Consider the following 25,545-nt stretch of genomic DNA (forward strand, 5'->3'; position numbering starts at 1 on the left):
GGGGCGGTCCTTGCTGTCAGACGGTTGTACGACGTTCACCGTACATCGCGGAGAGCACTCCCACGGTCAGCAGGTACTGCGCCGCGATGTAGGTCAGCATGACCCAGAAGTCGGGCGCGGGCAGCTGGGGCCACTCGGCGACGCCGGTGGCGATGAGGGTGTCGGACAGCAGGAACAGGGCGCCGCCGAGGCCTGCCGCGCGGCCGAGGGCGCTCGCGCGGTAGGCCATCGCGGTGAGGAGCAGCGAGTACCCGGCGACGGGGATCCGCAGGTCGGCGGGGAGGTCGGGCCAGAGGAGCGCGACGGTGCCGACGAGGGCGGCCGCGTATCCGGCGCCGAGGAGCGTCGACGTACGCCGTCGGCCGAAGAGGACCAGGTAGCAGACGTGTCCGGCCGCGAAGGAGCCCATGCCGACGAGGAAGGCCCAGTCGGCGTCGGAGAGCAGGAAGACGTCGCCGCCCCAGCCGAAGAGGAGCGCGGCGATCAGGAGCTTGGGGGCGCCTCTCGTGACGGCGTACGCGGCAAGCAGGGGCATCAGGAGCGGCTTGGCGAGCTGGTGGCCGAGCTCGGCGCCGGCGAGGAGCGAGCCCAGGTCGACGACGACGGCGAGTCCGAAGGCGGCGAGCAGCGCGCGGGAGACGGTCGAGGGCGGCGGGGCGGGCGAGTCGGCGCGGACGGCCGTCGGGTCGGCGCTCACGCGGCGGCCTCCGGCGCGGCACCGGCCTGCTGGGCCCGCTCCGGCGCGACACCGGCCTGCGGGGCCCGTTCCGGCGGGGGTCCCGGCTGCCAGCCCGGGCCGCGGAAGACCCGGCCGGCCCGCTCGCGCCAGTCGTTCGCGGACCGGAGGTCGCGGGCGATGGCGGCGTACTCGTGGGTGGCGACGCGCAGGGGGTTGTACGTCTCGATGTTCTTGGTGAGCCCGTAGACGGGCCGGTCCGTCTCGCCGACCCAGGAGCCGAACATCCGGTCCCAGACGATGAGGATGCCGCCGAAGTTCCGGTCCAGGTAGCCGCCCTGGGAGGCGTGGTGGACGCGGTGGTGCGAGGGCGTGTTGAGGACGTACTCGAAGGGCCGGGGCAGCTTGCCGACGCGCTCGGTGTGGATCCAGAACTGGTAGACGAGGTTGACCGAGTAGCAGAAGGCGACGGCCGCCGGGTGCACGCCGAGGGCGATCATCGGCAGGTAGAACGGCCAGGAGGTCACGCTGGTCCACGGCTGGCGCAGGGCGGTGGTGAGGTTGAACCTGCGGCTGCTGTGGTGGACGACGTGGCAGGCCCAGAGGATGCGGATGACGTGGTGTCCGCGGTGCTGCCAGTAGTAGAGGAAGTCCTGCGCGAGCAGCATCAGCGGGATCGTCCACCACAGGACGGGGACGCGGAGCGGGGTGAGCTCGTAGACGGCGGTGTAGATCGCGACCACGGGGATCTTCCACAGCGCGTCGAAGGCGAGGCTTCCCAGGCCCATGCCGATGCTGGTGGCGGCGTCCTTGGTCTCGTATCCGGCGGCGTCCTCGTCGGGGTGGATCCGGTGGCTGACCATCTCCAGGACGGTGAGCAGGACGAACGCCGGTATGGACCAGAGCACGACATCGGGCAGGTTCGGCATGCCGTCGACGGTAGGCGGGGTGGGCGGGGGCCCGCTAGACGTTGTTACCAACAAGTATGCGAGACGACGTGTCAGCAGGCTTTGGCACCTTCTGACAAGTGGACTCGGAAGCCCTACACGCCCGCCGCGCCGAGGAGCGAGCCCGCGCCGTAGGTGACCGCCATCGCGAGCGCGCCGCCGCCCATGTTGCGGAAGATCGCGCGCCCCGCGGGGGCGTTGCCGAGGCGGGCGCTCCACCAGCCCGTGCAGGCGAGGGCCGCGAGGACGGAGCCGACCGTGACCCAGAGGCGGGCCGAGGCCGGCGGCAGGACGATCGCGAGGAGCGGGAGCAGGGCGCCGACGGTGAAGGCGAGGAAGCTGGCGCCCGCCGCGTGCCAGGGGTTGGTGAGGTCGTCGGGGTCGATGCCCAGCTCCACGCGCGCGTGGGCGCGCAGGGCGTCGCGCTCGGTGAGCTGTTCGGCGGCCTCGCGGGCCACCTCGGCGGAGAGCCCTCGGGCGGCGAGGAGGCCGGTCAGTTCGGCGAGTTCCGCCTCGGGCTCCTCCCGCAGTTCGCGTCGCTCCTGGGCGAGCGCCGCCTTCTCCGAGTCGCGCTGGCTGGAGACGGAGACGTACTCCCCCGCAGCCATCGACATCGACCCGGCGAGCAGCCCCGAGAGGCCCGCGGTGAGCAGGGCCGCCCGGGACTCGGTGGCGCCCGCGACGCCCACGACGAGGCCCGCGGTGGAGACGACTCCGTCGTTGGCTCCGAGCACGGCGGCCCGGAGCCAGTTGAGACGGGAGCCGAGGCCACCGCCGTGGGCCTCGTCGTGGGCCTCGTCGCGGGCCTCGTCGTGGGCGGGAGGTTCGGGCACGGGTGCGGTCACGTCAGGAGGTTCGCACCCGGCCGGTCACCAGACGCGGACCGACCCGCCCGTGGCGAAGGCGGGGCTGGTGGCGCCCTCGGGGATCTTCTCCAGGGGCGTGGCGACCTCCGCGACCTCCGGGCCGTGGACGGCGGCGAGGGGGTCGAGGAGGGCGAGGTCGAAGCCGTAGACCCGGGCGGCGTTGCCCCCGACCATGGCGGCGACCTCCTCCCTCGGCACGCCCGCGTAGGCGATGCGGAGGCCTTCGCGGGAGTACGGCGCGGTGCCCTCGTCGTGCGGGTAGTCGCTGCCCCACATGATCTTGTCGAGGCCGATCCGCTCGCGCAGCGGCACCTCGTGCGGACGCATGAAGCTCGCGCCCACGAAGCAGTTGTCGCGCCAGACCTCGCTGGGACCCTTGCCCATCGACTCCGCGAGCCCCGCGCCGAACTTGGACTCGGCGGTGGAGGCCTTCGAGGCCGCCGCGACCAGGCGTCCGTGGTAGTAGTCCAGCATCTCCATGACCCCGGGGATCCAGCCGGAGCCCTGCTCCGTCAGGACGAGCCTGAGGGCCGGATGCCGGCGGAACGCACCGCCGAAGACGAGGTGCCACAAAGCCCGGTGGGAGAACCAGGTCGTCTCCACCATGAAGACGGCCCGGGCCGCCGGTTCGTCGCCCAGCGGTGGCGAGGCCGAGCCGCCGTGATGGTTGACCGGCACGTCCAGCTCCGCGCAGACGGCCCAGATCGGGTCGTACGCCTCCGAGTACAGCTCGGGCACGCCCGAGCCGGGCGGGGCGCCCGGCAGCAGGATCCCGCCGGTCAGCCCGGCCTCCTTGGAGCGGCGGATCTCGCGTACGGCCTCGTCGACGTCGTTGAGGAGGATCTGCGCCACGCCCGCCCTGCGTCCCGGCGCGTCGGCGCAGAAGTCGGCGAGCCAGCGGTTGTGCGCGCGCAGGCCCGCCCAGCGGAGCTCGTACTCCTCGCGGGTCGGCGCCGGGGCCATCAGCGAGGCGGACGGGAAGAACGGCGGGATGGTGTTCGGGAAGACGACCTCGGCGACGATCCCGTCCGCCTCCAGTTCCCGCAGCCGGCGCCGCGAGTTCCAATTGCGGTCGGCGGTGTCGGCGAGCAGGTCCTCGTACGGGTTGACGTAGCCGGCCGCCCAGGCGTCGAAGGCCTCGTGGTGCTTCCGCTCCAGGTACGGCCGGTAGTCGAGGAGGTCGGCGCCCGCGTGGCAGTCGGCGGAGATGACGGTGTACCTGTCCATCAGTTCACCCCCAGCACCGGGAAGTCGTGCTCCGTCAGCCAGTGGCGGCCGACCTCGCGGGAACGGGCCCAGGAGGCCTCCACCGCAGCCTGGTCGGCCGACTGTCCGAGGTCGGCGGGGGTGGGGCCGATCCGGCGGGCGATCGGCTCCAGGGCGGGGAGGTCGAAGCCGAAGACCTCCGCCGCCGCCAGACCGAGCATCCGCCGGGTCTCCTCCACCGGGATGTCGTGGAAGGTGTTCCGCAGCCACGCGCGCGTGGCGGGCCAGGTCCCCTCCGGGTGCGGGAAGTCCGAGCCCCACAGGATGTTGTCGACGCCGATCTCGTACCGCTGGGCGAGCTCGCGCCGCTTGGTGTTGGTCGCGCAGATGAAGACCTGCCGGTCCAGGTACTCGCTCGGCGGCCGCTTCAGCTCCGCGAACGGGGACAGCTTCTTGCCGCCGTGCGCGCCGAGGTAGAGCCGGTCCATGAACCAGAGCAGGTTGGGCAGCCACCAGCAGCCGGACTCGGCGACGCCGAACCGCAGGCCCGGGTGACGCTCGAAGACCCCGGACCAGAGCAGGAACCAGAGCGGCCTGGCCGGCCAGAAGGTGACCTCGGAGACGTAGATCCCGAGGTGGTCGCCGTACTCCTCGCGGGGCGCGGCGCCGGAGTGGGTGACGACCGGCATGCCGGTCTCGGCGGCGGCCGCCCACACCGGGTCGTAACGCCGGTCGTGGTAGGGGGCCTTGTCCACCCACATCGAGGGGATCATGAGCGCGCCGAGCCCGGACTCCTTGGCCCGGTGGATCTCTGCGACGACCTCGACCGGGTCGGCGGTGACGGGGAGCAGCGCGACCCCGCAGTGCCGCTCGGGATTCTGGCCGACGAACTCGGCCAACCAGCGGTTGTGCGCCTTCGCGCCCGCCATGCCGAGCTCCGGGTCCTGGTCACCGGAGAGGCCGAGGCCGACGCCGAAGGGAGCGGCGGTCTGGCTGTCGACGGCGTCCGCGTCGGGGAAGACGACCTCGGCGGCGACCCCGTCGCCGTCGAGCTCCTTGAGCCGCTGCGCGGCGTCCCAGCCGCCGCGCAGGCCCTCCTCGTTGTCGTGGAACCACTTGTCGGCGAAGGCCTCGTTGCGTACCCCGAGGCGGGTCATGGCCTCGCGGCGCGCGTCGCGCCCGGCGAGGAACTCGTCGAAGGCGCGGTGGAAGCGGGACTCCAGATAGGGCCGGTACTGCTCGGTGGGCAGCCCGGCGTGACAGTCGGAGGAGATGATCAGATACGGATCCTCGTACGTCGTCATGTCAGTGCGTCCTCAGTCTCGGTCGCTGTCCCGGTCGCTGTCCCGGTCGTCTTCGCGGTCGTCTTCGCGGTCGTCCTCGCGGTCGTCTCGGTCCCGGTCGAGGATGAAGCTCTCCAGGTACGACGGGTTGGCGCGGTCGAGCATCGACCGCGAGCGCGCCCGGATCTGGCCGTCGCTGTGCTCGCTCTCCGGCAGCATCCAGAACCGGTCGGCGCGGATGCCCTCGACGACCAGCTCGGCGACCTCCTCCACCGGGGTGAAGGCGATCTCCTGTCCGGCCTCCTTCATCGCGGCCTCCCACTGGTCGAGGCTGCGGTACGGGGTCCTGCGCGGGCGCTCCTTCGCGAACCGCTCGGGCCGGTTGCGGTGCGACTCCCACAGGCCGGTGCGGAGCATGTGCGGGCCGGGGAAGAGCACGGAGGCGCCCACGGCCGCGTGCTCGGCCCGGAGATGGGCGTAGAGCGACTCGGTCATGGTGACGACGGCCGCCTTGGTGACCGCGTACACGGAGGCGGTGGGCAACGGGGCGATGCCGCCGTCGGCGGAGGAGGTGTTGACGACGTGGCCGGGCTCGCCGCTCGCGATCATGCGCGGGACGAAGGCCTGGATGCCGTGGAAGACGCCCCAGACGTTGACGGAGAAGGCCCACTTCCAGTCGTTCGGCTCGTGCTCCCACATCCGGCCCTCGGCGCCGGACCCCACGCCCGCGTTGTTGCAGAGGACGTGGACGGCGCCGAAGGTGTCGTACGCCGCGTCCGCGAACGCCCGGACCTCGTCGGGGTCGGAGACGTCGACCGTCCGGGCGAGGATCTGCGCCCCGCCCTCCATCAGCTCGTCGGCGGCCTCCGCGAGCGCGCCCGGCTCGACGTCCCCGAGGACGACGGCCATGCCCTCGGCGGCGAAGCGGCGGGCCATGGCGCGCCCGATGCCGCTCGCCGCGCCGGTGACGACGGCGACCTGTCCCGCGCGCAGTTCCATCAGACACTTCCTTCCGGGGGTCCGTCGAGGATCTGGAGCGGGTCGTCGTACCGCTGGTGGATGTAGGGCAGCAGCGCCTGCGCGGAGACGCGTTCGGCGACCGTGCCCTTCTGGTCGGTGGTCTTCTCGCCGATCGTGATCTCGACGAGACGGCGTACGGGGAGGTCGGCCACCGGGTCGTACATGGACTCGCGCAGGATCACGTCACCGGTGATCCGCTCCAGCTTCCGCACCTTCTCGTTGCGGACGCAGTGGACGAGGACGGGGTCGCCGTCGAAACCGGTGCCGTCGACGGCGGGCAGGAACTTGAAGTAGAAGTCGATCTTCCGGGCGGGCTCCGGCAGCGGCAGCGGACCGGAGACGGCGCCGCGCACCTCGACGAAGGCGATGCCGTGCCGGGCGAGCGCCGCGCGGACGACGAGCCCTTCGCGGTCGACCGTGACCTCGCCCAGTTTCTTCGGTTCGCCGAAGACCTCACGCCCGCCGATCAGGGCGCGCTCGTGGGTCATCGGCATGACCAGCGGGTACCAGCCCTCCTGGTCGCCGTGGGCGGCGGCCACGGCCACGGAGCCGGCGCCGAGGGGATAGCCGGACAGGTCGACCCGGCTGATGTTGGCGCGGACGAGCGGGCGCGCGGTGGGTTTCAGCGGGGGCGGCAGGATCGCCGCGACGACGTCGGGGTCGGTCTCCCAGACGGCGACCACTCCGGTGGACCAGATGTCGGGGAGCTTGGCGCTCCGCTCGCGCGCCGCCGCCGCCTCGGCCTCGCCGCGCGCCCCGTACCGTACTCGTGCCATGACGTACCACCCTTCGGGATAGTCGGCTGGACAGTCGGCCTGTAACACAGTTACACCGTCGTCGATGAAGGGTAAAGACCCGTGCACGCAGAGGAGTTGGGGGAGACCGATGGCACGCTCGGCGCTGAGCCGCGACGAAGTCCTGGACACCGCGGCCGCTCTGGTGAGGGAGCACGGCCCGGGCGCCCTCACCATGCGCAGGCTCGCCGCCGAGCTGGGCACGGCGGTCACCTCGATCTACTGGCACGTCGGCAACCGCGAGTCGCTCCTCGACGCGCTCGTCACCCGCACGGTCACCGACCTCGGCACGATCCGCCCGCGCGGGACGACCCCCGCCGAGCGGATCGTCTCGGTCGCCCGCGCGCTGCGCCGCGCCCTGCGCGAGCGGCCGCACCTGGTGGCGATGGTCCACGAACGGGGCCTGACGGAACGGATGTTCCTGCCCGCCCAGCGCGCCCTGGTCCACGAGGCCCACGCGGCGGGGCTGCGCGGCGCGCACGCGGCGCGGGCCGTCCGCGCGCTGCAGTTCCAGGTCGTCGGCTACGTCCTGGTGGAGCGCAACCGTGAGCGGTCCCCCACCCAGTCCCCCGCCGAGGAGGAGCTGTGGCGCGAGGAGACCGCCGAGGCCGAGGCCGACCCCGATCTGACACGCGCCCTGGCCGCGCCGATCGACACCGAGGCCCTGTTCGTCGACTCCGTACGGGCCCTGGTGGAGGGTCTGCTCACCGGGGTCGGCGGGAGCGCCGCGGACACCGGGGACGGCACTGTCGGTCGCGGGCCGTATTCTCATTGACCATGCTCGACGACCGTACGACAGCAGCGACGTGGCCGGCCGCCTACCCACAGGGGTACGCGGTCGTCGACGTGGAGACCACCGGCCTCGCCCGCGACGACCGGATAGTGTCGGCTGCCGTCTACCGGCTGGACGCCCAGGGGAACGTCGAGGACCACTGGTACACGCTCGTCAACCCCGAGCGCGACCCCGGTCCCGTCTGGATCCACGGGCTGACCAGCGACGTCCTGGAGGGCGCGCCGCTCTTCCCGGAGATCGCGGCGGAGTTCGCGACCCGGCTCGACGGACGGGTCCTGGTCGCGCACAACGCGATGTTCGACTGGCAGATGATCGCCAGGGAGTACGCGCGCGCCGAGTCCGCCGCACCCGTGCGCCAGCGGCTGTGCACGATCGCGCTCGCCAAGGAGCTGTCGCTGCCGCTGCCCAACCACAAGCTGGAGTCGCTCGCCGCGCACTTCGGCGTCGTCCAGCAGCGCGCGCACAACGCGCTCGACGACGCGCGGGTCCTCGCCGAGGCGTTCCGGCCGAGCCTGCACGCGGCGGCCGAGCGGAACGTCCGGCTGCCGCTCCTGGAGTGCCGGCCGCTGACGGAGTGGGCCGGAGCGCCGGCCCAGCCCCGGATCGGGCACCAGGGCGGGTACGCGTCCTCGTCGTCCTCCGGCGCGTACCGCATGAACAGCTGGCGGCCCTCCCGGAAGCGCCCCGCCTGCCCGTACCCCAACCCCGGCCGGTACGAGGTCGACCGGCCGCTCAAGCAGGGCATGCGGGTGGCCTTCTCCGGTGACACCTCCGTCGACCGCGAGCTCCTGGAGGACCGCACGGTCGAAGCCGGGCTCCATGTCGCCACCAGCGTCTCCCGGCTGACGAGCCTGCTCGTCACGAACGACCCCGACGCGCACACCTCCAAGACGCTGAAGGCGAAGTCCTTCGGTACGCCGGTCGTCGACGAGGCGGCCTACACGCAGCTGCTGCGGGACGTGGCCCCGGCAGACGGGTGACGCGCGGGGCCGGGTGGGCGTGCCTCGCTGCGCCCACCCGCCGGGAGCTCCACCCTGTGGCGCATGGCACGTTGTGAGGTCTGCGGAAACGATTACGGCATGTCCTTCGAGGTTCATGCGCAGGGTGCGGTGCACGTCTTCGACTGCTTCTCGTGCGCCATCCACCGCATGGCGCCCATCTGCGAGCACTGCCGCGTCCAGATCATCGGACAGGGCGTCGAGAGCGAGGGCAGCTGGTACTGCGGCGCCCACTGCGCCCGCGCGGAGGGAAAGGTGGGAATCGTCGACAGGGTGTGACCCCGGGGCCGGCCCAGTCGTCGAGCCGACGCCCGGGCCTGGCACGTCCCCGCACGCGCGGGGGTGGTCCGCGGTGCACCCCGTGACCGTACGAACGGGTTCACGGCTCCCCGCTCCCGCGGGGGGCTCGGCCCCCTTCGGCACCCGCCGCAAGGGGGCCGTTCCGTTCGTTGTAACGTCGACGACGTGTACCGCTTCCTGTTGTCCCGGCAGTGGGTGATCCTCACCCTCATCGTCCTCGCCCTCATCCCCACGATGATCGAGCTGGGCTTCTGGCAGTTCCACCGGCACGAACGCCGCGTGGCCCAGAACGCCCTGATCGCGGACAACCTCAAGGCGAAGCCGGTCCCGGTCGAGGAGCTCACCTCCCCCGGCCACACCGTCCCGCGCGCCGACTACTGGCGGCAGGCCACCGCCACCGGCACCTTCGACACCGCCCATGAGGTGGTCGTCCGCCGTCGCACCAACGCCGACGACCGGCAGGGGGTGCTCGTCCTGACGCCGCTGGTCCTCCGGGACGGCAGCGTCGTCCTGGTCAATCGTGGCTGGGTGCCGGCCGCCGCCGACCAGCGCGCGTACCCGACGGTGCCGCCCGCCCCGAAGGGCGAGATCACCGTCACCGGCCGGCTCAAGGCGGACGAGACGACCGGCGCCAGCGGCATCAAGGACCTGAAGGGTCTGCCGGACCGCCAGGTGATGCTGATCAACAGCGAGCAGCAGGCCGCGCTCATCGGCCGCGAGGTCCTCGGCGGTTACCTCGAACAGATCGCGCCCGAGCCGGCCGGCGACACCCCCGAACTGATCCCCGAGCCCGACCACGACTCGATCGGCGCGCACATGGCGTACGCCGTGCAGTGGTGGCTCTTCACCGCCGGAGTGCCCGTCGGCTGGGTGATCCTCGTCCGCCGGGAGAAGCGCGACCAGGAGGCCGCCGCCCGCGCCGAAGCCGCCGGGAGCGGGGACGGCGACGGAAGCGGGGACGGAAGCGGCGACGGCGACGGGGACGGCGGACCTTCCGACGCCTCCGGGGCCCCTGCCGGGGACACCCACGCGATCCAGGCCACTCCGTCCCTCTGATTGACGGCCGCCGCTTGCGGGAACAGCCCAAAGCGTGACGCAACGTATCGACGACTACGCCCTCATCGGCGATCTCCAGACCGCCGCGCTCGTCGGCCGTGACGGGTCGATCGACTGGCTGTGTCTGCCCCGCTTCGACTCGGCCGCCTGTTTCGCCGCACTGCTCGGCGACGAGAACAACGGCCACTGGCGGATCGCGCCCAAGGGCGCCACGACCTGCACGACCCGCCGCTACGTCGAGGACTCGCTCGTCCTGGAGACCTTCTGGACGACCCGCACGGGCACCGTCAAGGTCGTCGACTTCATGCCCCAGCGGGACAGGGCCCCCGACGTCATGCGGATCGTGGAGGGGGTCAGCGGCACCGTCGAGATGAGCGCCGTCCTGCGACTGCGCTTCGACTACGGCTCGGTCGTGCCCTGGATGCGCCGATCCGACGGCCACCGGGTCGCGGTCGCCGGACCCGACGCCGTCTGGCTGCGCAGCGAGCCGCCCGTGAAGACCTGGGGCCAGCAGTTCGCCACCTGCTCCTCCTTCACCGTCGCCGCCGGCGAGAAGGTCGCCTTCGTCCTGACCTGGCACCCCTCCCACGAGCCGCGCCCCGACCTCGTCGACCCCTTCGAGGCCCTGGAGCAGTCCCTGGAGGACTGGCGGGAGTGGTCGGCCCGCTGCACCTACCGGGGTCCCCACCGGGAGGCGGTGCTGCGCTCGCTGATCACCCTGAAGGCGCTCACGTACGCCCCGACCGGCGGGATCGTCGCCGCCCCCACCACCTCCCTGCCGGAGGAGCTCGGCGGCGTACGGAACTGGGACTACCGCGCGTGCTGGCTGCGCGACTCCTCCCTCACCCTCGGCGCACTGCTCGCCGCCGGGTACGTCGAGGAAGCGGCCGCCTGGCGGGACTGGCTGCTGCGCTCGGTCGCGGGCGACCCGGCCGATCTCCAGATCATGTACGGCCCCGCCGGGGAGCGCCGACTGCCCGAGACGACCCTGCCGTGGCTGCGCGGCTACGCCGACTCGGCGCCGGTGCGGACCGGGAACGCGGCCGTGGAGCAGTTCCAGCTCGATGTGTACGGCGAGGTCATGGACTCGCTCTACCGCGCGCGCGAAGCGGGGATCCCGCCGAAGCGGCACGCCTGGAACCTCCAGCTCAGCCTGCTCGGCTTCCTGGAGTCGACCTGGCGGAACCCCGACGAGGGCCTGTGGGAAGTCCGCGGGCCGCGCCGCCACTTCACCCACTCGAAGGTGATGGCCTGGGTGGCCGCCGACCGGGCGGTGCGCACCCTGGAGGCGGACCCCTCGCTGCCGGGGGACCAGGCGCGTTGGCGGGCGCTGCGGGACGAGATCCACACCGAGGTGTGCGCGAAGGCGTACGACCCCGACCGGAACACCTTCACGCAGTCGTACGGCTCCCTGGAGCTGGACGCCGCCACCCTGCTCATCCCGCAGGTCGGCTTCCTGCCGCCGGACGACCCCCGGGTGGTCGGAACGGTGGACGCGGTGCAGGCGGAGCTGCTGCACGGCGGCTTCCTGCGCCGGTACAGCGTGGATTCGGGGGCGGTGGACGGGCTGCCGGGACGGGAGGGGACGTTCCTCGTCTGTTCGTTCTGGCTGGCGGACGCGCTGCGGCTGACCGGCAGGACCGAGGAGGCGCGCCGGCTCTTCGACCGGCTCGTCGCCCTCCGCAACGACGTGGGGCTCCTCGCGGAGGAGTACGACCCGGTGGCCCTGCGCCAGCTGGGGAACTTCCCGCAGGCCTTCAGCCACATCGGGCTGGTGGGCACCGCCCTCGCGCTGGCTCTGGAGGATCGGGACCCGGCAGGATAGGTCCATGGATCTTGGACTGAAGGACCGTGTGTACGTGGTGACCGGCGCGACGCGGGGGCTCGGCAGGGCCTCGGCCGAGGCGCTGCTCGCCGACGGCGCGAAGGTGCTGATCACCGGGCGCGAGGAGAAGACCGTCGCCGACGCCGTGGCCGAGCTGAGCGCCGGTACGGGTACGGGTGAGGGCGCGAGTGCCGGTGCGGGTGTGGGCGCGGGCCGGGTCGCCGGTGTCGCCTCCGACAACGCCGACCCGGGGACCCCCGCCCGGCTCATCGCCGAGGCGCGGGCACGCTTCGGCGGCTTCGACGGCATCCTGATCAGCGTCGGCGGCCCGGCGCCCGGCTTCGCCGCCGACAACACCGACGAGCAGTGGGCGGCGGCCTTCGACACCGTCTTCCTCGGGGCCGTACGGCTGGCCCGCGCGGCGGCGGAGACGCTCACCGAGGGCGGTGTGATCGGCTTCGTCCTGTCCGGTTCGGTCCACGAGCCGATCCCGGGCCTGACCATCTCGAACGGGCTGCGGCCGGGGCTCGCCGGCTTCGCCAAGTCCCTCGCCAACGACCTGGGCCCGCGCGGGGTCCGGGTCGTCGGGCTGCTCCCGAGCCGGATCGACACGGACCGGGTCCGCTCCCTCGACGCGCTCTCCGGCGACGCGGACGCGGCCCGCGCGGCGAACGAGGCCGCGATCCCGCTGCGCCGCTACGGCACCCCGGAGGAGTTCGGGCGCACGGCGGCCTTCCTGCTGTCGCCGGCCGCTTCGTACCTGACGGGGCTGATGCTCCCGGTGGACGGCGGGGCACGCGGCGGCTTCTGAGCCGTCGCGTCCTCGCTGGGCTCAGGTGACCCGGCGGGCGCGGTGCTTCACGGCCCGCAGCCGGGCCTCCGTCGGCAGCGCGGGCAGTCCCGTGGACGTACGGGCGTGCCCGAGGGCCTCGGTGCTGAGGGTGTTCAGGGTGTCTCCCGGGGAGGCGTACGGCTCCAGGAGGAGCGCGACGCGGGTCCGGGGGGCGGCGCGGCGGCCCGTGAGGTGGACCCGGGCCCGGGAGACGCCGTCCTGGGCGGCGGCGTCCGCCTCCAGGACGGCCTCCAGGGACCGGCCGCGCAGGATCGCCTCCTCGCCGTCGCCGGTGTCGACGAGGACCTCGCGGAGCCGGGCCCGCCGGAACTGGACGAGCAGCCACCACAGGGCGAGCAGGACGACGAGGCCGAGGCCCGCGATGACCACCGGCCACCACCAGCTCTCGTCGCGCCACCGCTGCCGGTCCGCGGCGGAGAGCAGGACGTCGGAGGGTCCTGACCAGGGCCACCAGGACGGTACGGACAGGTCGAGGCCGGCCGCGAGGACGCCGCCGCCGGCGAGGACGAGGAGCAGCCCGGCGAGACCGAGCAGGACGCGGTTGACGCGTCGGAGGACGACCGTCACCGGGTTCACCCCTTCCTGGGTGGTCTGGTCACCCGTACGGTCAGCGCGGGCGTGTGGGCCAGGCCGAGTTCGTCGACGCCGGTGGCGAGGGCGGTCTCCACGTCGGCGCGGACCTCGTCGAGCACCCGGAAGTGCGAGACGGCGCGGACGCCCACCTTGGCCCGGCCGACGCGGACCCGGACGGACTGGACCCCGGAGACCTCCATGGCGCGGTCGCGCAGGGCGAGGGCGGCGGCCTCACGGTCGAGCCCGGCCCGTACGTCGACGTGTTCGCGGCGCATGGGGAGGATGGCGCGCAGTCCGGGGGTGGCGGCCAGGATCAGCAGCCAGACGCCGAGCAGGACGGCGAGGGCGGCGACGATGAGGACCGTGGTGTCGTCGAGGGGCCTGCTCGCGAGCGCGTCGGCGAGCTCGCGCCGCCAGGCCATGGCGGACCGCTCGGCCCGGACGGCCGCCACGTCGTACAGCAACAGCCCGGCCCCGCCGAGCACGACGGCCGCGAGGACGGCGGCGGGGATGCGCCGAACCGCCCAGAAGCGTCGCACGCGCGGCCCTGCGGCACCGGGGAGAACCGGCACGGAGTCGGAAGACCCGGCGCCGTCGGAGGCCGAGGCCCCGTCGGAAGACCCGGGGCCGTCGGAGGCCGAAGCCCCGTCGCGAGGTCTGGCCTTGTCGAGGGACGCTGCCCCGTCGCGAGGTCCGGCCTTGTCGGGAGGTGTGGCGCCGGTGCCGGGGGTGGCGTCGGCGCGGGGGGTGTCCGGGTCCGGGGGCGGGTCCGGGGTGGTGGTCATGAGAGGCGGCCCCTCGGGGTGGTCTGGCGCGTGTGCGTGGAGTGGAGGCGTTCCACGTGGACGGCGACCTCGTGGACTTCCATGCCCACGAGGCCCTCCACGCGGCTGCGAACCCTGCCCCGGACGGCCCCGCACTGGCGGCCGATGTCGGACGGGTAGGCGAGTTCGAGGCTCACCGAGACCCGGGCGACGTCCCGGTGGACGACGACCGAGGCGTGCGGCGCCGAGCCGCCGTCGGGGACGGCGTCCAGCGCCTCCCGCGCGGCCTGGGAGGCGATCTTCGCGACGACCCTGTCGGCGATCGTGGTCGCCCCGCGGTCACGTACCGGGTCCGCTGCCACCCCGGGTCACCGCCGCCGGTCGCCGCGTTCGCGGCCCCGGAACAGGTCGCCTGCTTCGAGGTCGCCGTCGAGGAAGCGCCCGGCCACGAAGCCGATCGCGCCCAGGGCCGCGACCAGCAGAAACGCCCCGAAACCGCCGAAGTACCCGGCGAAGCCCAGGGCCATGCCGGCCACCAGGCCGACCACCGCCATGCTCATTCCTGTCCCCTTTCGAGGCGTGTTCGACGGACGGGCCGCCGACGGCTACTGGAGCTTCTGCTCCGGTTCGTCCTCCTCCTCGTCCGGGAGCTTCACATCGCTGACCGCGATGTTGACCTCGACGACCTCGAGGCCGGTCATCCGCTCCACGGCGGCGATGACGTTCTCCCGTACGTCGCCGGCGACATCGGCGATGGCGACGCCGTACTCGACGACGATCTCCAGGTCGAGCGCGGTCTGCACCTCGCCGACTTCGGCCTTTACCCCTCGGGTGACGTTCGCCTTGCCGCCGCCCCCGCCGGGGACGCGGTCGCGTACGGCGCCGAAGGTGCGGGAGAGGCCGCTGCCCATCGCGTGGACGCCGACCACATCGCGTGCGGCGAGGCCGGCGATCTTCTCCACGACGCCGTCGGCGATCGTGGTCCGGCCCCGGGAGGCCGGGTCGCCGCCACCGCGTTTGGTCACGGAGGTACGGCGCGGTTCGTCGGACGTGGTGTCACCGGAGTGCACGGAATCCGTCATCACATTTCGCCCCTTCTGGGATATTTCGGGGTTCTTCGCCCACACTAAGGGCGGCTGCCCGGTCTCGCCCCAGGGATGCGGCAGTCTGGGGTAATGACGACGGCTGAGAGTTGGACGGCGGCGGTACGGAACCGGCTCGCGCCAGGCAGGCTGCTGCCTCTCGGGGCGCCGGAGGACGGGGCCTGGATCACGGAGCGCGCGGCGCGGACGGTTCTCGACGGGGTCGCGGCGGCCGTACGCGGGGTCGCGCCCGGCGAGCTCCGTGTCGGGCCCGACACGGAAGCGGATACGGGGGCCGATGCGGGGCCCGATGTCGCAACCGATGAGGGCGCCGAAACCGGAACCAATGGGGGCGCCGAGCCGGCGCCGGAGGCCCTTCCGGTGCCGCCGGGCGCGCTGCCGCCGGGGCCGTTGCGGATCTCGGTGGGCTTCGCGGCGGTGGCCGGGCGGCCCCTGCCCGAGCTCTCCGCCGAGCTGCGTACGGCCCTGCTCTCGGCGGCCGAGGACGGGCTCGGGCTCGTGGTGGCCGCCGTGGACCTGCGGGTGACGGAACTGCTCGACGCCGCTCCGGAGAATTCCGGTCCGGCCACTCCCCCACCCGGGCGGCCCTCGCCCGCGACGGACGATCCCGCCGCGCTGGCGGCCCTGCGGGTCGAGGGTGTGGCGGGCGTGACGGACGCGCTGGGCCCGCCCGTCCACCGGGCCTCCGGCCGGGTGCGGGTCGAACTGGCGGTGACGGCGGGCCACCGCCCCCTGGACGTGGCCCGCGCCGTGCGGAACGCCGTGACCGCCGCCACCCAGGAGGCGACGGCGGTCACGGTGCTGGTCTCGGAGCTGCGGTAGGAACTCGCGGGGAGCGTCAGTCGCCGAGGCCCGCGAGGTCGCGCAGGCGGCGGGCCTGAGCGGCGCGCTCGGCGGTGCGCTGCTCGTCGTACGAGCGGCCGGCGGCCTGCTGAAGGAGCGCCTTGGTCTCGTTGACCGCGGCGCGCGGCGCCGCGAGCAGGGCGGCGCTCAGGTCCCGTACCGTCGCGTCGAGTTCTTCCGCGGGCACGGCGATGTTGGCGAGACCGATGCGCTCGGCCTCCTCCGCGTGGACGAAGCGGCCGGTGGCGCAGATCTCCAGCGCGCGGGCGTAGCCGACGAGCGAGACGAGCGGGTGCGTCCCGGTCAGGTCCGGGACGAGACCCAGGCTGGTCTCGCGCATGGCGAACTGCACGTCCTCGGCGACGACCCGCAGGTCGCAGGCGAGGGCGAGCTGGAAGCCCGCGCCGATGGCGTGCCCCTGGACGGCCGCGATCGACACGAGGTCGCTACGGCGCCACCAGGTGAACGCCTCCTGGTACTCGGCGATCTCCGCGTCGAGGTCCTCGTCGGAACCGCGCGCGAGATCGAGGAAGGACGGCTCTCCGTCGAAGCCCTCGGGCGTGAACGCCTGCCGGTCGAGCCCCGCGGAGAAGGACTTTCCCTCTCCGCGCAGGACCACGACCCGCACGCTGCCGGGCAACGACCGGCCGGCTTCTGTCAACGCCCGCCACAGAGCGGGAGACTGAGCGTTGCGCTTCGCCGGGTTGGTCAGGGTCACCGTGGCAACGGCGTCCTCGACGGTGAGCCGTACACCGTCCTTGTCGAATACGAGCTCAGAGTCGTCGAGCGAAGTCATGGGGCGCCTCCGGTTCCGGTGCAGCACTTGCGAGGATGCTAAGTGACTGCACAGTAACCATCTGGCCGACCGCGAGGCCGACCGGGTGGCCACCGAGAGACCCGGTGGCCGGTCGAGCCGCCCCGATGACTCAGACCGAGGCTGCCTTCTTGCCCCGGGTCGCTCCGCCGCGTCCGCGCAGCGTGACTCCGGACTCGCTCAGCATCCGGTGGACGAATCCGTAGGAGCGGCCGGTTTCCTCGGCCAGCGCCCGGATGCTCGCACCGGAGTCGTACTTCTTCTTCAGGTCTGCCGCGAGCTTGTCGCGCGCGGCGCCGGTCACCCGGCTGCCCTTCTTCAGAGTCTCGGCCACCCGTGCCTCCTCATGGGAAGTGCGCTCTGGACTTCTCATGATCACCCCTCCCCGCCGTCCTGGCCACCCATTCGACAAGGTCCGTGCCGCCGGGTTGCTGGAGGAGCACGCCCTCGCCACGACCGGAAGCACGAATTCCGCACAGGCGGAAAGCGGACTCCGCGCCGCCCGGGGCGGGAAGTGCCAGGTCAACGCCACAGGGGGAACACACGTACGGCGCGGGTCTGCCGGAAGGATTCGGCAGAGCACCGCGCCGGGATGTACGAGACGCCCTCACTCAGATGAAGGATCACCCATGAGCCGAATGATCCAGCCCTGAATGATCACTTCGGGCCCCGGGGCACGCCTGCGGGCGCGTCCGGGGCCGGAGGTCGGGTCAGGCCAGGGCCACGAGGTCCGCGTAGTCCGCGCCCCACAGGTCCTCGACACCGTCCGGGAGCAGGATGATCCGCTCGGGGTCGAGCGCCTCGACGGCGCCCTCGTCGTGCGTGACGAGGACGACGGCGCCCTTGTACGTCCGCAGGGCGCCGAGGATCTCCTCGCGGCTGGCCGGGTCGAGGTTGTTGGTCGGCTCGTCGAGCAGCAGCACGTTCGCCGAGGAGACGACCAGGGTCGCGAGCGCGAGACGGGTCTTCTCGCCGCCGGAGAGCACGCCGGCCGGCTTGTCGACGTCGTCGCCGGAGAAGAGGAACGAACCGAGGGTCTTGCGGACGGCGACGAGGTCGAGGTCGGGAGCGGCGGAGCGCATGTTCTCCAGGACGGTCCGCTCGGGGTCGAGCGTCTCGTGTTCCTGGGCGTAGTAGCCGAGCTTCAGACCGTGGCCGGGGGTGACCTGGCCCGTGTCGGGCGTCTCGACACCGCCGAGGAGCCGCAGCAGGGTCGTCTTGCCCGCGCCGTTGAGGCCGAGGATGACGACGCGGGAGCCCTTGTCGATGGCGAGGTCCACGTCGGTGAAGATCTCGAGCGAGCCGTAGGACTTGGAGAGCCCCTCGGCGGTCAGCGGCGTCCTGCCGCAGGGCGCCGGGTCCGGGAAGCGGAGCTTGGCGACCTTGTCGGAGGCGCGGACGGCCTCCAGGCCGGAGAGCAGGCGCTCGGCGCGCTTGGCCATGTTCTGCGCGGCGACGGTCTTGGTGGCCTTGGCGCGCATCTTGTCGGCCTGCGAGTTGAGGGACGCGGCCTTCTTCTCGGCGTTCTGACGCTCGCGCTTGCGGCGCTTCTCGTCGGCCTCGCGCTGCTGCTGGTAGAGCTTCCAGCCCATGTTGTAGACGTCGATCGTGGTGCGGTTGGCGTCCAGGTAGAAGACCTTGTTGACGACGGTCTCGACGAGGTCGACGTCGTGGGAGATGACGATGAAGCCACCGCGGTAGGACTTCAGGTAGTCGCGCAGCCAGACGATGGAGTCGGCGTCGAGGTGGTTGGTGGGCTCGTCGAGGAGGAGCGTGTCGGCGTCCGAGAAGAGGATCCGGGCGAGCTCGACGCGGCGGCGCTGACCACCGGAGAGGGTGTGCAGCGGCTGGCCCATGACCCGGTCGGGCAGACCGAGGGCGGCGGCGATGGTGGAGGCCTCGGCCTCGGCCGCGTAGCCGCCCTTGGTCAGGAACTCGGTCTCCTGGCGCTCGTACTGCCGCATGGCCTTGTCGCGGGTGCCGCCGGCACCGGTCGCGATGCGCTCCTCGTTCGCCCGCATCTTCTTGAGGAGCGTGTCGAGGCCGCGGGCGGAGAGGATGCGGTCACGGGCCAGGACGTCGAGGTCACCGGTGCGCGGATCCTGCGGGAGGTAGCCGACCTCACCGGAGCGGGCGATGGCGCCGGCGGCGGGCTGGCCCTCGCCCGCGAGGCACTTGGTGAGGGTCGTCTTGCCCGCTCCGTTGCGGCCGACGAGGCCGATGCGGTCACCCTTGGCGACGCGGAAGGAAGCGGACTCGAGGAGGACGCGGGCGCCGGCGCGCAGCTCGATGCCGGTGGCGGTGATCACGGACAGACTCCAGGGCGATGGGAAACGGCGGAAGGACGGATACTGACGGGCTTCGACGCCGCTAATGCACGGGGAGAGTGGCCATACGGCCAGTCTAACGGGCTCCTGCAACTGGTTTTCGGCCATGTGGGTGTCTTGTGGCGAGATCGGAGCTTTCTCACATTCCCTTGCATCTCCCTCATATCTCTCAAAAGGGGCGAGTGCTGAAAGATCGACCGATACTCGGCGCAGGGCGGCGGCCACTGCCGCGGCAGTGACGCGGAGGGTGGTGGACCGTGCAGTTCGACGACGACGCCGACCTGGACACCTCGGAGGTCAAGGACGTCCGGAGCAGTCGCGTCCCGGGCGGCAAGGCGACGGTCGGCGGCGGCATCATCGGCCTCATCGCGCTGGTCCTGGGCGTGCTCTTCGGGGTCGGCCCCGACCAGCTCGGGCTCACCGACAGCGGCGAAGAGCCGGTCGCGACCTCGTCCTCCGCGGCCCAGGTGAACCAGACCTGCAAGAAGGGCTCGGACGCGAACACCCGCGAGGACTGCCGGATCGTCGCCGTCGTCAACAGCCTCCAGGACTTCTGGCGGACCGAGTACGCGCGGCGGGGCGGGACCTACGGGAGCGCCGCCACGGTGATGTTCACCCAGCGGGTCGGGACCGCGTGCGGCTCGGCGACCTCGGCCGTCGGACCCTTCTACTGCCCCGGCGACCGCCAGGTCTATCTGGACCTGGGCTTCTTCGACGAGCTGCGGACGAAGTTCGGGTCGAGCGGCGGACCCTTCGCCCAGGCGTACGTGGTGGCGCACGAGTACGGCCACCACGTCCAGAACCTGATGGGAACCCTCGCCCGCGCCCAGGACGGGCGGACCGGCGCGAACTCCAACGCCGTCCGGGTCGAGCTCCAGGCGGACTGCTACGCCGGGGTGTGGGCGCGGCACGCGACGACCACGCCCGACGACAGGACGGGCCGGCCGCTGCTGACCCGGCTCACGGACGAGGACATCCGCGACGGTCTCGACGCGGCGGCCGCGGTGGGCGACGACCGGATCCAGGAGAGGTTCCAGGGCCGGGTGACCCCGGAGAACTGGACGCACGGCTCGGCGGCACAGCGGCAGCAGTGGTTCCACCAGGGGTACAGGACCGGCGACATGGCCCAGTGCAACACCTTCCGCTGAGTTGTCGGCGGGGGCTGAGAGACTGAGATCCAGGTCACATTCGGCTGAATCGAGAGGAAGTGATCGGGATGGCTGAGGCACCCCATATCTGTCCGACGCTGACGTACGAGGACGCGAAGGGCGCGATCAAGCTGCTCACGGAGGGCTTCGGCTTCACGGCGACCGCCGTGTACGAGGCGGAGGACGGGCTGATCGCGCACGCCGAGCTCGCCTACGGGAACGGCATGGTGATGCTCGGCAGCAAGGGCACGGGCAGCGAGTTCGACAAGCTGATGGCGGGTGGCGGCCCGGTGGGCGTCTTCGTGCACGTGGACGACGTGGACGAGCACCACGCGCGGGCCGTCGCCCACGGTGTCGAGATCGTGTTGCCGCCCACGGACCAGGAGTACGGCTCGCGGGACTACACGGCCCGGGACACCGAGGGCAACATCTGGAGCTTCGGGACGTACACGCCCGGCGCCGCGGAGTAGCGGGTCAGCGGCGCCGGTCGTCGTACGGTGCGCGTCAGGATCCGCCGGTGTGGACCTGGAAGGCGGCCCGGCGGACCGCCTTGGACAGGGCCGGGTCCGGGTGGGCCGCGGCCAGGGCGACCAGGACCTGGACGGTCCGGGGGTGGCCGACGGCCCTGACCTCGTCGAGCAGCGCCGGGACGGTCCCCTGGACGGCGGATTCGAGGTGGCGGACGAGCAGCTCGCTCTCGCCGTGGTCGGCGACGGCCGCCGCCGTGTCCACCCAGAGCCAGGTCGCCTCCTCGCGGGTGAGCACCTCCTGGGCGTCGTCGGGGTCGGCACCCTCGTACTCCGCCAGCCAGAGCAGCGCGTACGGACGCAGAGAGGGTTCGGCGACGGTGGCCCGGACCTCGGCCTCGGCGGGGGCTCCGACGACCCGGAGCGCCTCGAAGGCGAGGCCGCGCAGGAGGGCGTCCTCGCCCCTCGCGACGGCGAGCAGCTCGCCGACCGCGCTGGAGAGGGTGCGGGCCGCGAGCCAGGCGCGGTACTCGGCGCGGGCCGGTCCCGGGGTGAGCCGGGCGCAGCCGCGGAGCATGTCCTCGGCGGACTGCTCGATGTTGCCCGCGGGGCTCTGCGCGGCGACGCAGATCTGCTCCAGCTTGACCCAGACCGCCCAGTTCCCGAGCGGGGTCAGGGTGGCGTGCCGGGCGTCCGCACCGGGGTCGAGGGTGAGCGCGCCGACGGCCGCCAGGCCTTCCAGGGCCCAGTCGAGGAGGGCGGGGAGCCCGTCCGTGCCGCGAGGTGTCTCGGGGGGCTCGGGGGCGGTGTTCGCCACCGGCTCGGGGGCCTGGTCGGTCACCGGGACCTCGCAGCGCTCCTCGCGCAGCTCCTCGACGCGCTGGCCGAGCAGGTCCAGGAGAGCCGGGACGAGCACCGGGCCCTGGGAGAGCTGGAGCAGGGAGAGCACCTGCGGGACGGCCTCGACGACCTCGGCGACCGCGCTCGGCGCGACGCCCTCGGGGGCCGGGTGGACCAGGGACCAGGCGTCGAAGAGGGCGACCCAGCCGCGCAGGACGGCGGAGTCATCGCGGTCCCACGCGTGCAGCCGCCAGCCGGGGCGGGCGGTGTCGCCGTGGAGCTCGACGAGTCCCGCGAGCCGGGCCCGGTCCCAGCCGGCCCGGATCTGGCCGGGCGTCAGGTCCAGTGCGGCCGCGGCCCGTTCCTGGGCGGTGGCTTCGGCGCCCGCGCGGAGGGCGGATTCGGGACCGCGCTCGACGGCGGCCCAGCGGGCGATCCGTACGGCGTCGGCGAGGACGTGCCGGGCCTGGCGGGCGAGTTCCGCGCGGGGCGGAGTGCCCTCGGGCGGCCGCGGCGCCGGCCGGGTGCGCCGGGTCGTCACGGCCCGTCGGGCGGTGGCCAGCGCCCGCGGGCGGACGAGTCGGAGTCTGGAGTTGCGCGCCAATGGTTCATCGGGCTTTCGAGACGTCACGGGGGCAGTCTTCCCGCTGACGGCCCGAAAGCCCAATCGGAATCCGCGGCCCCGTCGGAACGGCCGTCGGAGCGGCCGTCGGAGCAGGGGGTGGGCGTCGTCAGAGCAGGGGGGTGAGGAAGCGGCGCAGGGCCTCCTCGTAGCGGACGGGGTCGGCGTTCCACATCGCCGCGTGCGGGGCGTGCCGGACCGTGTGCAGGGTGACCAGATCGGGGCGGCGGGCGGCGAGCTCGACGGACGGCTCCCAGGGGGCGAGCGTGTCGTCCGGGCCGTGCAGGAGGAGGACCGGGACGCGCAGGGCGCCCGGTTCCGAGGCGGCCTGGAGCCGGTCCCCGTGGGGCCCCGTCCGGCCCTGGGCGGCGCGGACGGCGAGCGGGAGCAGGGGTCCGGGGACGTGGTGGGCCGTGGCGAGGCTGCGGAGCGTGGCTTCCCAGTCCAGGACCGGGGAGTCGAGGACGATGCCCCTGATCCGGTCCCGTACGCCCGACTCGACGGCGGCGCGCAGGGCCATCGCGGCGCCGGTCCCCCAGCCGTGCAGGACGACCTTGTCGGCGCCGCGGCGGACGGCGTAGCGGATGGCGGCGTCGACGTCCCGCCACTCGGAGTCGCCGAGGTGGGCGAGACCGTCCGGGGAGGCGGGCGCCCCCTCGTCGCCTCGGTAGGAGGGGACGAGGACCGGGATCTTGCGGCGGTTGAAGAAGGGGACGAGGTTCAGGGGGTGCTCGCGGGTGGTGCCGAGGCCGTGCAGCGCGATCACCCACGTGGTGCGCGGGGCGGCCACGAGCCAGCCGGGCAGGGGGCCTAGCTCGCCGGGGATCTCGACGTCCTCGTGGGCGAGCCCGAGGGCGCCGATCGGCGTGCCGACGTGGAGCTGGGGGGTGAGGCGGACGCGGGCGCCGGGGCCGAGGACGCCGAGCTCGACCCGTTCCAGGCGGCGGACGACGGTGTCGGCGGTGTGCGGGACCCGGTCGAGGACGGGGCCGAGGACGGCGTGCAGGCCGGGGGCCTCGATCCCGTACGTGCCGGGGCGCAGCGAGGCGAGGCTGCGGGTGAGGGTGATCCGTTCGGGTCCCGTGGCGTGCACGGTGAGTCTGGGGTCTCCCGGGAGTGGTCGTCCGGACGGCACCCTGAGGGCGACGTCGCTGGCGTACCGGCCGGCCGCTACCGCGGCCGCACCGACACCGATCAGGGTGGTGACGGCCGCTGCCGTCGCTGTAGCCGGGCGCACGCTCCCAGTGTCGGCAGGTCGCGGGCGGCCTGCCACCGGGCGGACCCGGCCGGGGTGTCGTTCCCGTGCGGTCGGGCGCCCCCGGGGAGTGACATGGGTCTCCTCGGCGGGGTCCCCTGATCGGATGGTTCGGTCCAGGGGGCGGAACGGGGCGGCGGGGGGCGAACCGGGCCGTGTCGCCGGTGCCTTGGCGGAGCCCGGATTACCCGGGGTCGCAGGGCGACCGCATCGTGGACATCCCCTCCGGCGGAGGCCTAAGCGGAATCTCTTGACACCGGATGGGGACACCATGCCGCCCGCCCCAGTTCACCTTCCGTTCACTCAGGTTGCTTACGTTCGTCGAGCCACTGACGTCAAACGATTGCCTGGGTAAATGGAACACATCACGCTGCTGCTCGCCATTGTGGTCGTGACAGCTCTCGTGTTCGATTTCACGAACGGTTTCCACGACACCGCCAACGCGATGGCCACGACCATCTCGACCGGTGCACTGAAGCCCAAGACGGCGGTGGCCATGTCCGCCGTGCTGAACCTCGTCGGCGCGTTCCTGTCCGTGGAGGTCGCCAAGACGATCTCCGGCGGGATCATCAACGAAGAGGGCATTCGTACAGAAGTGATCTTCGCGGCGCTCGTGGGCGCCATCCTGTGGAACCTGTTGACCTGGCTCGTGGGCCTGCCGTCCAGCTCCTCCCACGCCCTCTTCGGCGGCCTCATCGGCGCCGCGGTCATGTCGGCCGGCTGGTCGGCCGTGAACGGCCCCACCATCGTCACCAAGGTCCTCATCCCCGCCGTCGCCGCGCCGCTCGTCGCCGGTCTCGCCGCGATGCTGGCCACCCGGCTGACGTACAAGATCGGCGCCAAGACCGACACGAGGCACACCGCCAAGGGCTACCGGGTCGGCCAGATCGCCTCCGCGGGTCTCGTCTCCCTCGCCCACGGCACCAACGACGCCCAGAAGACGATGGGCATCATCACCCTCGCCCTGGTCACCCAGGGCGTCGTCGCCCCCGGCTCCAACCCGCCCCTCTGGGTCATCGTCGCCGCCGGCGTCGCGATCGCGCTCGGCACCTACCTCGGCGGCTGGCGCATCATCCGCACCATGGGCAAGGGCCTCACCGACCTCCAGCCGCAGCAGGGCTTCGCCGCCCAGACCAGCGCCGCCACGGTCATCCTGGCCTCCTCGCACCTCGGCTTCTCCCTCTCCACCACCCAGTCCTGCTCGGGTGCCGTGATGGGCGCGGGCCTCGGCCGCAAGGGCGGCGTCGTCCGCTGGTCGACCGCGACCCGGATGTTCGTCGCCTGGGGTCTGACCCTGCCCGCCGCGGGCCTGATCGGTGCCGGTGCCGAGTTCCTCACCAAGCAGGGCCCCTGGGGCATCGCCGCCGTCGCGGTCCTGCTGGTCTCCGGCTCGGCCGTCATCTGGTCGCTGTCCCGCCGCAAGCCGGTCGACCACAACAACGTCACCGACGACGACCTCGACGGCACGTCCGAGCCCGCGGGTGTGGTGACCACCGCGATCGCGGCCGTCACCCCGCCGCCGGCCGGTTCCGTCGCCGCCGTCGCGGACGAGGACCTGAAGACCACCATCCCCTCGCCGGTTCCCACGGACCCGGCCGCTCCCCCGGCCCCCGCCGCAGCGGTGTAAGGAACCAACGACATGAAGATCGACTGGGCAGCTCTCGGCTCCGTCTTCGGAGTCAGCCTCGTGGCGACCGTCGCCCTCGTGGGCCTCTTCACCCTCGGCATCATCGGCCTCTCCAAGCAGGAGCAGGCCGCCGCCCAGGGCGGCTCGGCCACGATGGCCCGGACCGGCGCCTACGCCTGCTTCGGCCTGTGCCTGGCGGCCGTGGCCTACGGCATCTACCTGATCGTCGTCTGACGGTCCCCTTCTTCACCTCCGTACGGCGGCCGGGCGGTCCGCACCTTCGGGTGCGGGCCGCCCGGCCGCCGTGTTCGTGGTGCTCGCCGGGGTCCGTGTCTGTGGTGCTTCGCACAGTGACCTGTCGCAGGTCAAGGGTGAGTTGACGGGTGTTCGCGGGCCGTGGTGGACTGCCGAGGCCATTACGGCGGCAGCAGAGGAAGTCCGGTGCGAATCCGGCGCGGTCCCGCCACTGTGACCGGATCCGAAGGGTCCGGGAGTCAGGAACTCTCGCCGCCGGTCACGTCGATCCAGGGCGCGGACCCTGAGTG

At 72.8% G+C, this 25,545-nt stretch carries 28 protein-coding genes and 1 riboswitch; of the genes, 11 read left to right on the top strand and 17 right to left on the bottom strand.

The genetic code is table 11. The features are described 5' to 3' along the window. Positions 1 to 16 precede the first annotated feature (16 nt). From ACFWWU_RS12400 to ACFWWU_RS12430, 7 genes are all read right to left on the bottom strand, one after another. A complete protein-coding gene (locus ACFWWU_RS12400; protein WP_384143012.1) occupies positions 17 to 697 on the bottom strand; it encodes a lysoplasmalogenase in 681 nt (226 codons plus the stop codon). Continuing rightward, positions 694 to 1,605 (bottom strand): sterol desaturase family protein, encoded by a 912-nt coding sequence (locus tag ACFWWU_RS12405; protein WP_384143015.1) that lies wholly within the window; start codon positions 1,603 to 1,605, stop codon positions 694 to 696. Before ACFWWU_RS12405 ends, ACFWWU_RS12400 begins: the two co-directional genes overlap by 4 nt. A gap of 113 nt (positions 1,606 to 1,718) precedes the next feature. Beyond that, complete coding sequence (locus ACFWWU_RS12410) at positions 1,719 to 2,468, bottom strand: VIT family protein (RefSeq protein WP_384143018.1); 750 nt, start codon at positions 2,466 to 2,468, stop codon at positions 1,719 to 1,721. Positions 2,469 to 2,492: 24 nt separating this feature from the next. Continuing rightward, positions 2,493 to 3,716 (bottom strand): amidohydrolase family protein, encoded by a 1,224-nt coding sequence (locus ACFWWU_RS12415; protein WP_384143020.1) that lies wholly within the window; start codon positions 3,714 to 3,716, stop codon positions 2,493 to 2,495. Further along, a complete protein-coding gene (locus ACFWWU_RS12420; protein WP_384143023.1) occupies positions 3,716 to 4,999 on the bottom strand; it encodes an amidohydrolase family protein in 1,284 nt (427 codons plus the stop codon). The genes ACFWWU_RS12415 and ACFWWU_RS12420 overlap by 1 nt, the downstream gene beginning before the upstream one ends. Before the next feature lie 12 nt (positions 5,000 to 5,011). Continuing rightward, positions 5,012 to 5,977 (bottom strand): SDR family NAD(P)-dependent oxidoreductase, encoded by a 966-nt coding sequence (locus ACFWWU_RS12425; RefSeq protein ID WP_384143026.1) that lies wholly within the window; start codon positions 5,975 to 5,977, stop codon positions 5,012 to 5,014. Beyond that, a complete protein-coding gene (locus ACFWWU_RS12430) occupies positions 5,977 to 6,774 on the bottom strand; it encodes an acetoacetate decarboxylase family protein (protein WP_384143029.1) in 798 nt (265 codons plus the stop codon). The genes ACFWWU_RS12425 and ACFWWU_RS12430 overlap by 1 nt, the downstream gene beginning before the upstream one ends. 109 nt (positions 6,775 to 6,883) lie before the next feature. Between ACFWWU_RS12430 and ACFWWU_RS12435 the strand changes: the two genes are divergently transcribed. From ACFWWU_RS12435 to ACFWWU_RS12460, 6 genes are all read left to right on the top strand, one after another. Next, the gene (locus ACFWWU_RS12435) at positions 6,884 to 7,567 is read left to right on the top strand and encodes a TetR/AcrR family transcriptional regulator (protein WP_384143032.1); all 684 of its coding nucleotides are present in this window, start codon (positions 6,884 to 6,886) and stop codon (positions 7,565 to 7,567) included. Continuing rightward, complete coding sequence (locus ACFWWU_RS12440) at positions 7,564 to 8,565, top strand: DEDDh family exonuclease (RefSeq protein WP_384143034.1); 1,002 nt, start codon at positions 7,564 to 7,566, stop codon at positions 8,563 to 8,565. Before ACFWWU_RS12435 ends, ACFWWU_RS12440 begins: the two co-directional genes overlap by 4 nt. Before the next feature lie 63 nt (positions 8,566 to 8,628). Continuing rightward, a complete protein-coding gene (locus ACFWWU_RS12445; RefSeq protein WP_189505659.1) occupies positions 8,629 to 8,862 on the top strand; it encodes a hypothetical protein in 234 nt (77 codons plus the stop codon). Between the two features lie 186 nt (positions 8,863 to 9,048). Beyond that, on the top strand, positions 9,049 to 9,939 hold the full coding sequence (locus ACFWWU_RS12450; RefSeq protein ID WP_384143037.1) for an SURF1 family protein: 891 nt from the start codon (positions 9,049 to 9,051) through the stop codon (positions 9,937 to 9,939). Positions 9,940 to 9,973: 34 nt separating this feature from the next. Continuing rightward, positions 9,974 to 11,764, top strand: coding sequence for a glycoside hydrolase family 15 protein (locus ACFWWU_RS12455; protein WP_384143040.1), 1,791 nt, complete (start codon positions 9,974 to 9,976; stop codon positions 11,762 to 11,764). A 4-nt stretch (positions 11,765 to 11,768) separates the two neighbouring features. Beyond that, complete coding sequence (locus ACFWWU_RS12460; RefSeq protein WP_384143043.1) at positions 11,769 to 12,575, top strand: SDR family oxidoreductase; 807 nt, start codon at positions 11,769 to 11,771, stop codon at positions 12,573 to 12,575. A 21-nt stretch (positions 12,576 to 12,596) separates the two neighbouring features. Here ACFWWU_RS12460 and amaP read toward each other — a convergent pair whose 3' ends face one another. From amaP to ACFWWU_RS12485, 5 genes are read right to left on the bottom strand one after another with little or no spacing between them, the layout of a single operon-like run. After that, positions 12,597 to 13,184, bottom strand: coding sequence for an alkaline shock response membrane anchor protein AmaP (gene amaP, locus ACFWWU_RS12465; protein ID WP_384143046.1), 588 nt, complete (start codon positions 13,182 to 13,184; stop codon positions 12,597 to 12,599). 5 nt (positions 13,185 to 13,189) lie between these two features. Next, positions 13,190 to 13,975: a DUF6286 domain-containing protein gene (locus ACFWWU_RS12470; protein WP_384143048.1), complete on the bottom strand. Its 786-nt coding sequence runs from the start codon at positions 13,973 to 13,975 to the stop codon at positions 13,190 to 13,192. Then, entirely contained in the window at positions 13,972 to 14,316 is a 345-nt protein-coding gene (locus tag ACFWWU_RS12475; RefSeq protein WP_384143051.1) for an Asp23/Gls24 family envelope stress response protein, read from the bottom strand. The genes ACFWWU_RS12470 and ACFWWU_RS12475 overlap by 4 nt, the downstream gene beginning before the upstream one ends. Positions 14,317 to 14,322: 6 nt before the next feature. Continuing rightward, positions 14,323 to 14,514 (bottom strand): hypothetical protein, encoded by a 192-nt coding sequence (locus ACFWWU_RS12480; RefSeq protein ID WP_116161682.1) that lies wholly within the window; start codon positions 14,512 to 14,514, stop codon positions 14,323 to 14,325. A gap of 45 nt (positions 14,515 to 14,559) precedes the next feature. Then, positions 14,560 to 15,036 (bottom strand): Asp23/Gls24 family envelope stress response protein, encoded by a 477-nt coding sequence (locus tag ACFWWU_RS12485; protein WP_384143056.1) that lies wholly within the window; start codon positions 15,034 to 15,036, stop codon positions 14,560 to 14,562. Between the two features lie 93 nt (positions 15,037 to 15,129). On the opposite strand from ACFWWU_RS12485, the gene ACFWWU_RS12490 reads away from it, so the two are divergent. Continuing rightward, on the top strand, positions 15,130 to 15,879 hold the full coding sequence (locus ACFWWU_RS12490; RefSeq protein ID WP_384143058.1) for a hypothetical protein: 750 nt from the start codon (positions 15,130 to 15,132) through the stop codon (positions 15,877 to 15,879). Between the two features lie 16 nt (positions 15,880 to 15,895). On the opposite strand, the gene ACFWWU_RS12495 is transcribed toward ACFWWU_RS12490, so the two are convergent. From ACFWWU_RS12495 to ACFWWU_RS12505, 3 genes are all read right to left on the bottom strand, one after another. Beyond that, on the bottom strand, positions 15,896 to 16,696 hold the full coding sequence (locus tag ACFWWU_RS12495; RefSeq protein ID WP_384143061.1) for an enoyl-CoA hydratase/isomerase family protein: 801 nt from the start codon (positions 16,694 to 16,696) through the stop codon (positions 15,896 to 15,898). Positions 16,697 to 16,826: 130 nt separating this feature from the next. Beyond that, the gene (locus ACFWWU_RS12500; protein ID WP_024756249.1) at positions 16,827 to 17,048 is read right to left on the bottom strand and encodes a helix-turn-helix domain-containing protein; all 222 of its coding nucleotides are present in this window, start codon (positions 17,046 to 17,048) and stop codon (positions 16,827 to 16,829) included. A 376-nt stretch (positions 17,049 to 17,424) separates the two neighbouring features. Then, positions 17,425 to 19,023, bottom strand: a complete 1,599-nt coding sequence (locus ACFWWU_RS12505) for an ABC-F family ATP-binding cassette domain-containing protein (protein WP_384143065.1) — start codon at positions 19,021 to 19,023, stop codon at positions 17,425 to 17,427. Between the two features lie 275 nt (positions 19,024 to 19,298). On the opposite strand from ACFWWU_RS12505, the gene ACFWWU_RS12510 reads away from it, so the two are divergent. Together ACFWWU_RS12510 and ACFWWU_RS12515 are read left to right on the top strand one after the other, a co-directional pair. Further along, a complete protein-coding gene (locus ACFWWU_RS12510) occupies positions 19,299 to 20,189 on the top strand; it encodes a neutral zinc metallopeptidase (RefSeq protein ID WP_384143068.1) in 891 nt (296 codons plus the stop codon). Positions 20,190 to 20,257: 68 nt separating this feature from the next. Then, positions 20,258 to 20,659 carry a VOC family protein gene (locus ACFWWU_RS12515; RefSeq protein ID WP_384143071.1) on the top strand — a complete coding sequence of 134 codons (402 nt, stop codon included), beginning with the start codon at positions 20,258 to 20,260 and terminating at the stop codon, positions 20,657 to 20,659. A 34-nt stretch (positions 20,660 to 20,693) separates the two neighbouring features. On the opposite strand, the gene ACFWWU_RS12520 is transcribed toward ACFWWU_RS12515, so the two are convergent. Beyond that, entirely contained in the window at positions 20,694 to 22,127 is a 1,434-nt protein-coding gene (locus ACFWWU_RS12520) for a hypothetical protein (protein WP_384143074.1), read from the bottom strand. 100 nt (positions 22,128 to 22,227) lie between these two features. Further along, positions 22,228 to 23,355: an alpha/beta hydrolase gene (locus ACFWWU_RS12525; protein WP_384143077.1), complete on the bottom strand. Its 1,128-nt coding sequence runs from the start codon at positions 23,353 to 23,355 to the stop codon at positions 22,228 to 22,230. 373 nt (positions 23,356 to 23,728) lie between these two features. On the opposite strand from ACFWWU_RS12525, the gene ACFWWU_RS12530 reads away from it, so the two are divergent. After that, on the top strand, positions 23,729 to 25,000 hold the full coding sequence (locus ACFWWU_RS12530; RefSeq protein ID WP_384143080.1) for an anion permease: 1,272 nt from the start codon (positions 23,729 to 23,731) through the stop codon (positions 24,998 to 25,000). 12 nt (positions 25,001 to 25,012) lie between these two features. Next, positions 25,013 to 25,234, top strand: coding sequence for a hypothetical protein (locus tag ACFWWU_RS12535; RefSeq protein ID WP_384143083.1), 222 nt, complete (start codon positions 25,013 to 25,015; stop codon positions 25,232 to 25,234). A gap of 157 nt (positions 25,235 to 25,391) precedes the next feature. After that, positions 25,392 to 25,524: riboswitch (cobalamin riboswitch) on the top strand. The last annotated feature ends 21 nt before the right edge of the window (positions 25,525 to 25,545 follow it).

It is taken from the genome of Streptomyces sp. NPDC058650 (assembly GCF_042717315.1).
In the GTDB taxonomy this organism is placed as follows: Bacteria; Actinomycetota; Actinomycetes; order Streptomycetales; family Streptomycetaceae; genus Streptomyces.

Coding starts and splice junctions, on each gene's coding strand:
- ACFWWU_RS12405 (WP_384143015.1), bottom strand. CDS start 1,605: ATGCCGAACCTGCCCGATGTCGTGCTCTGGTCCATACCGGCGTTCGTC.
- ACFWWU_RS12415 (WP_384143020.1), bottom strand. CDS start 3,716: ATGGACAGGTACACCGTCATCTCCGCCGACTGCCACGCGGGCGCCGAC.
- ACFWWU_RS12420 (WP_384143023.1), bottom strand. CDS start 4,999: ATGACGACGTACGAGGATCCGTATCTGATCATCTCCTCCGACTGTCAC.
- ACFWWU_RS12425 (WP_384143026.1), bottom strand. CDS start 5,977: ATGGAACTGCGCGCGGGACAGGTCGCCGTCGTCACCGGCGCGGCGAGC.
- ACFWWU_RS12430 (WP_384143029.1), bottom strand. CDS start 6,774: ATGGCACGAGTACGGTACGGGGCGCGCGGCGAGGCCGAGGCGGCGGCG.
- ACFWWU_RS12435 (WP_384143032.1), top strand. CDS start 6,884: ATGGCACGCTCGGCGCTGAGCCGCGACGAAGTCCTGGACACCGCGGCC.
- ACFWWU_RS12445 (WP_189505659.1), top strand. CDS start 8,629: ATGGCACGTTGTGAGGTCTGCGGAAACGATTACGGCATGTCCTTCGAG.
- ACFWWU_RS12460 (WP_384143043.1), top strand. CDS start 11,769: ATGGATCTTGGACTGAAGGACCGTGTGTACGTGGTGACCGGCGCGACG.
- ACFWWU_RS12470 (WP_384143048.1), bottom strand. CDS start 13,975: ATGACCACCACCCCGGACCCGCCCCCGGACCCGGACACCCCCCGCGCC.
- ACFWWU_RS12480 (WP_116161682.1), bottom strand. CDS start 14,514: ATGAGCATGGCGGTGGTCGGCCTGGTGGCCGGCATGGCCCTGGGCTTC.
- ACFWWU_RS12485 (WP_384143056.1), bottom strand. CDS start 15,036: ATGACGGATTCCGTGCACTCCGGTGACACCACGTCCGACGAACCGCGC.
- ACFWWU_RS12490 (WP_384143058.1), top strand. CDS start 15,130: ATGACGACGGCTGAGAGTTGGACGGCGGCGGTACGGAACCGGCTCGCG.
- ACFWWU_RS12495 (WP_384143061.1), bottom strand. CDS start 16,696: ATGACTTCGCTCGACGACTCTGAGCTCGTATTCGACAAGGACGGTGTA.
- ACFWWU_RS12515 (WP_384143071.1), top strand. CDS start 20,258: ATGGCTGAGGCACCCCATATCTGTCCGACGCTGACGTACGAGGACGCG.
- ACFWWU_RS12530 (WP_384143080.1), top strand. CDS start 23,729: ATGGAACACATCACGCTGCTGCTCGCCATTGTGGTCGTGACAGCTCTC.
- ACFWWU_RS12535 (WP_384143083.1), top strand. CDS start 25,013: ATGAAGATCGACTGGGCAGCTCTCGGCTCCGTCTTCGGAGTCAGCCTC.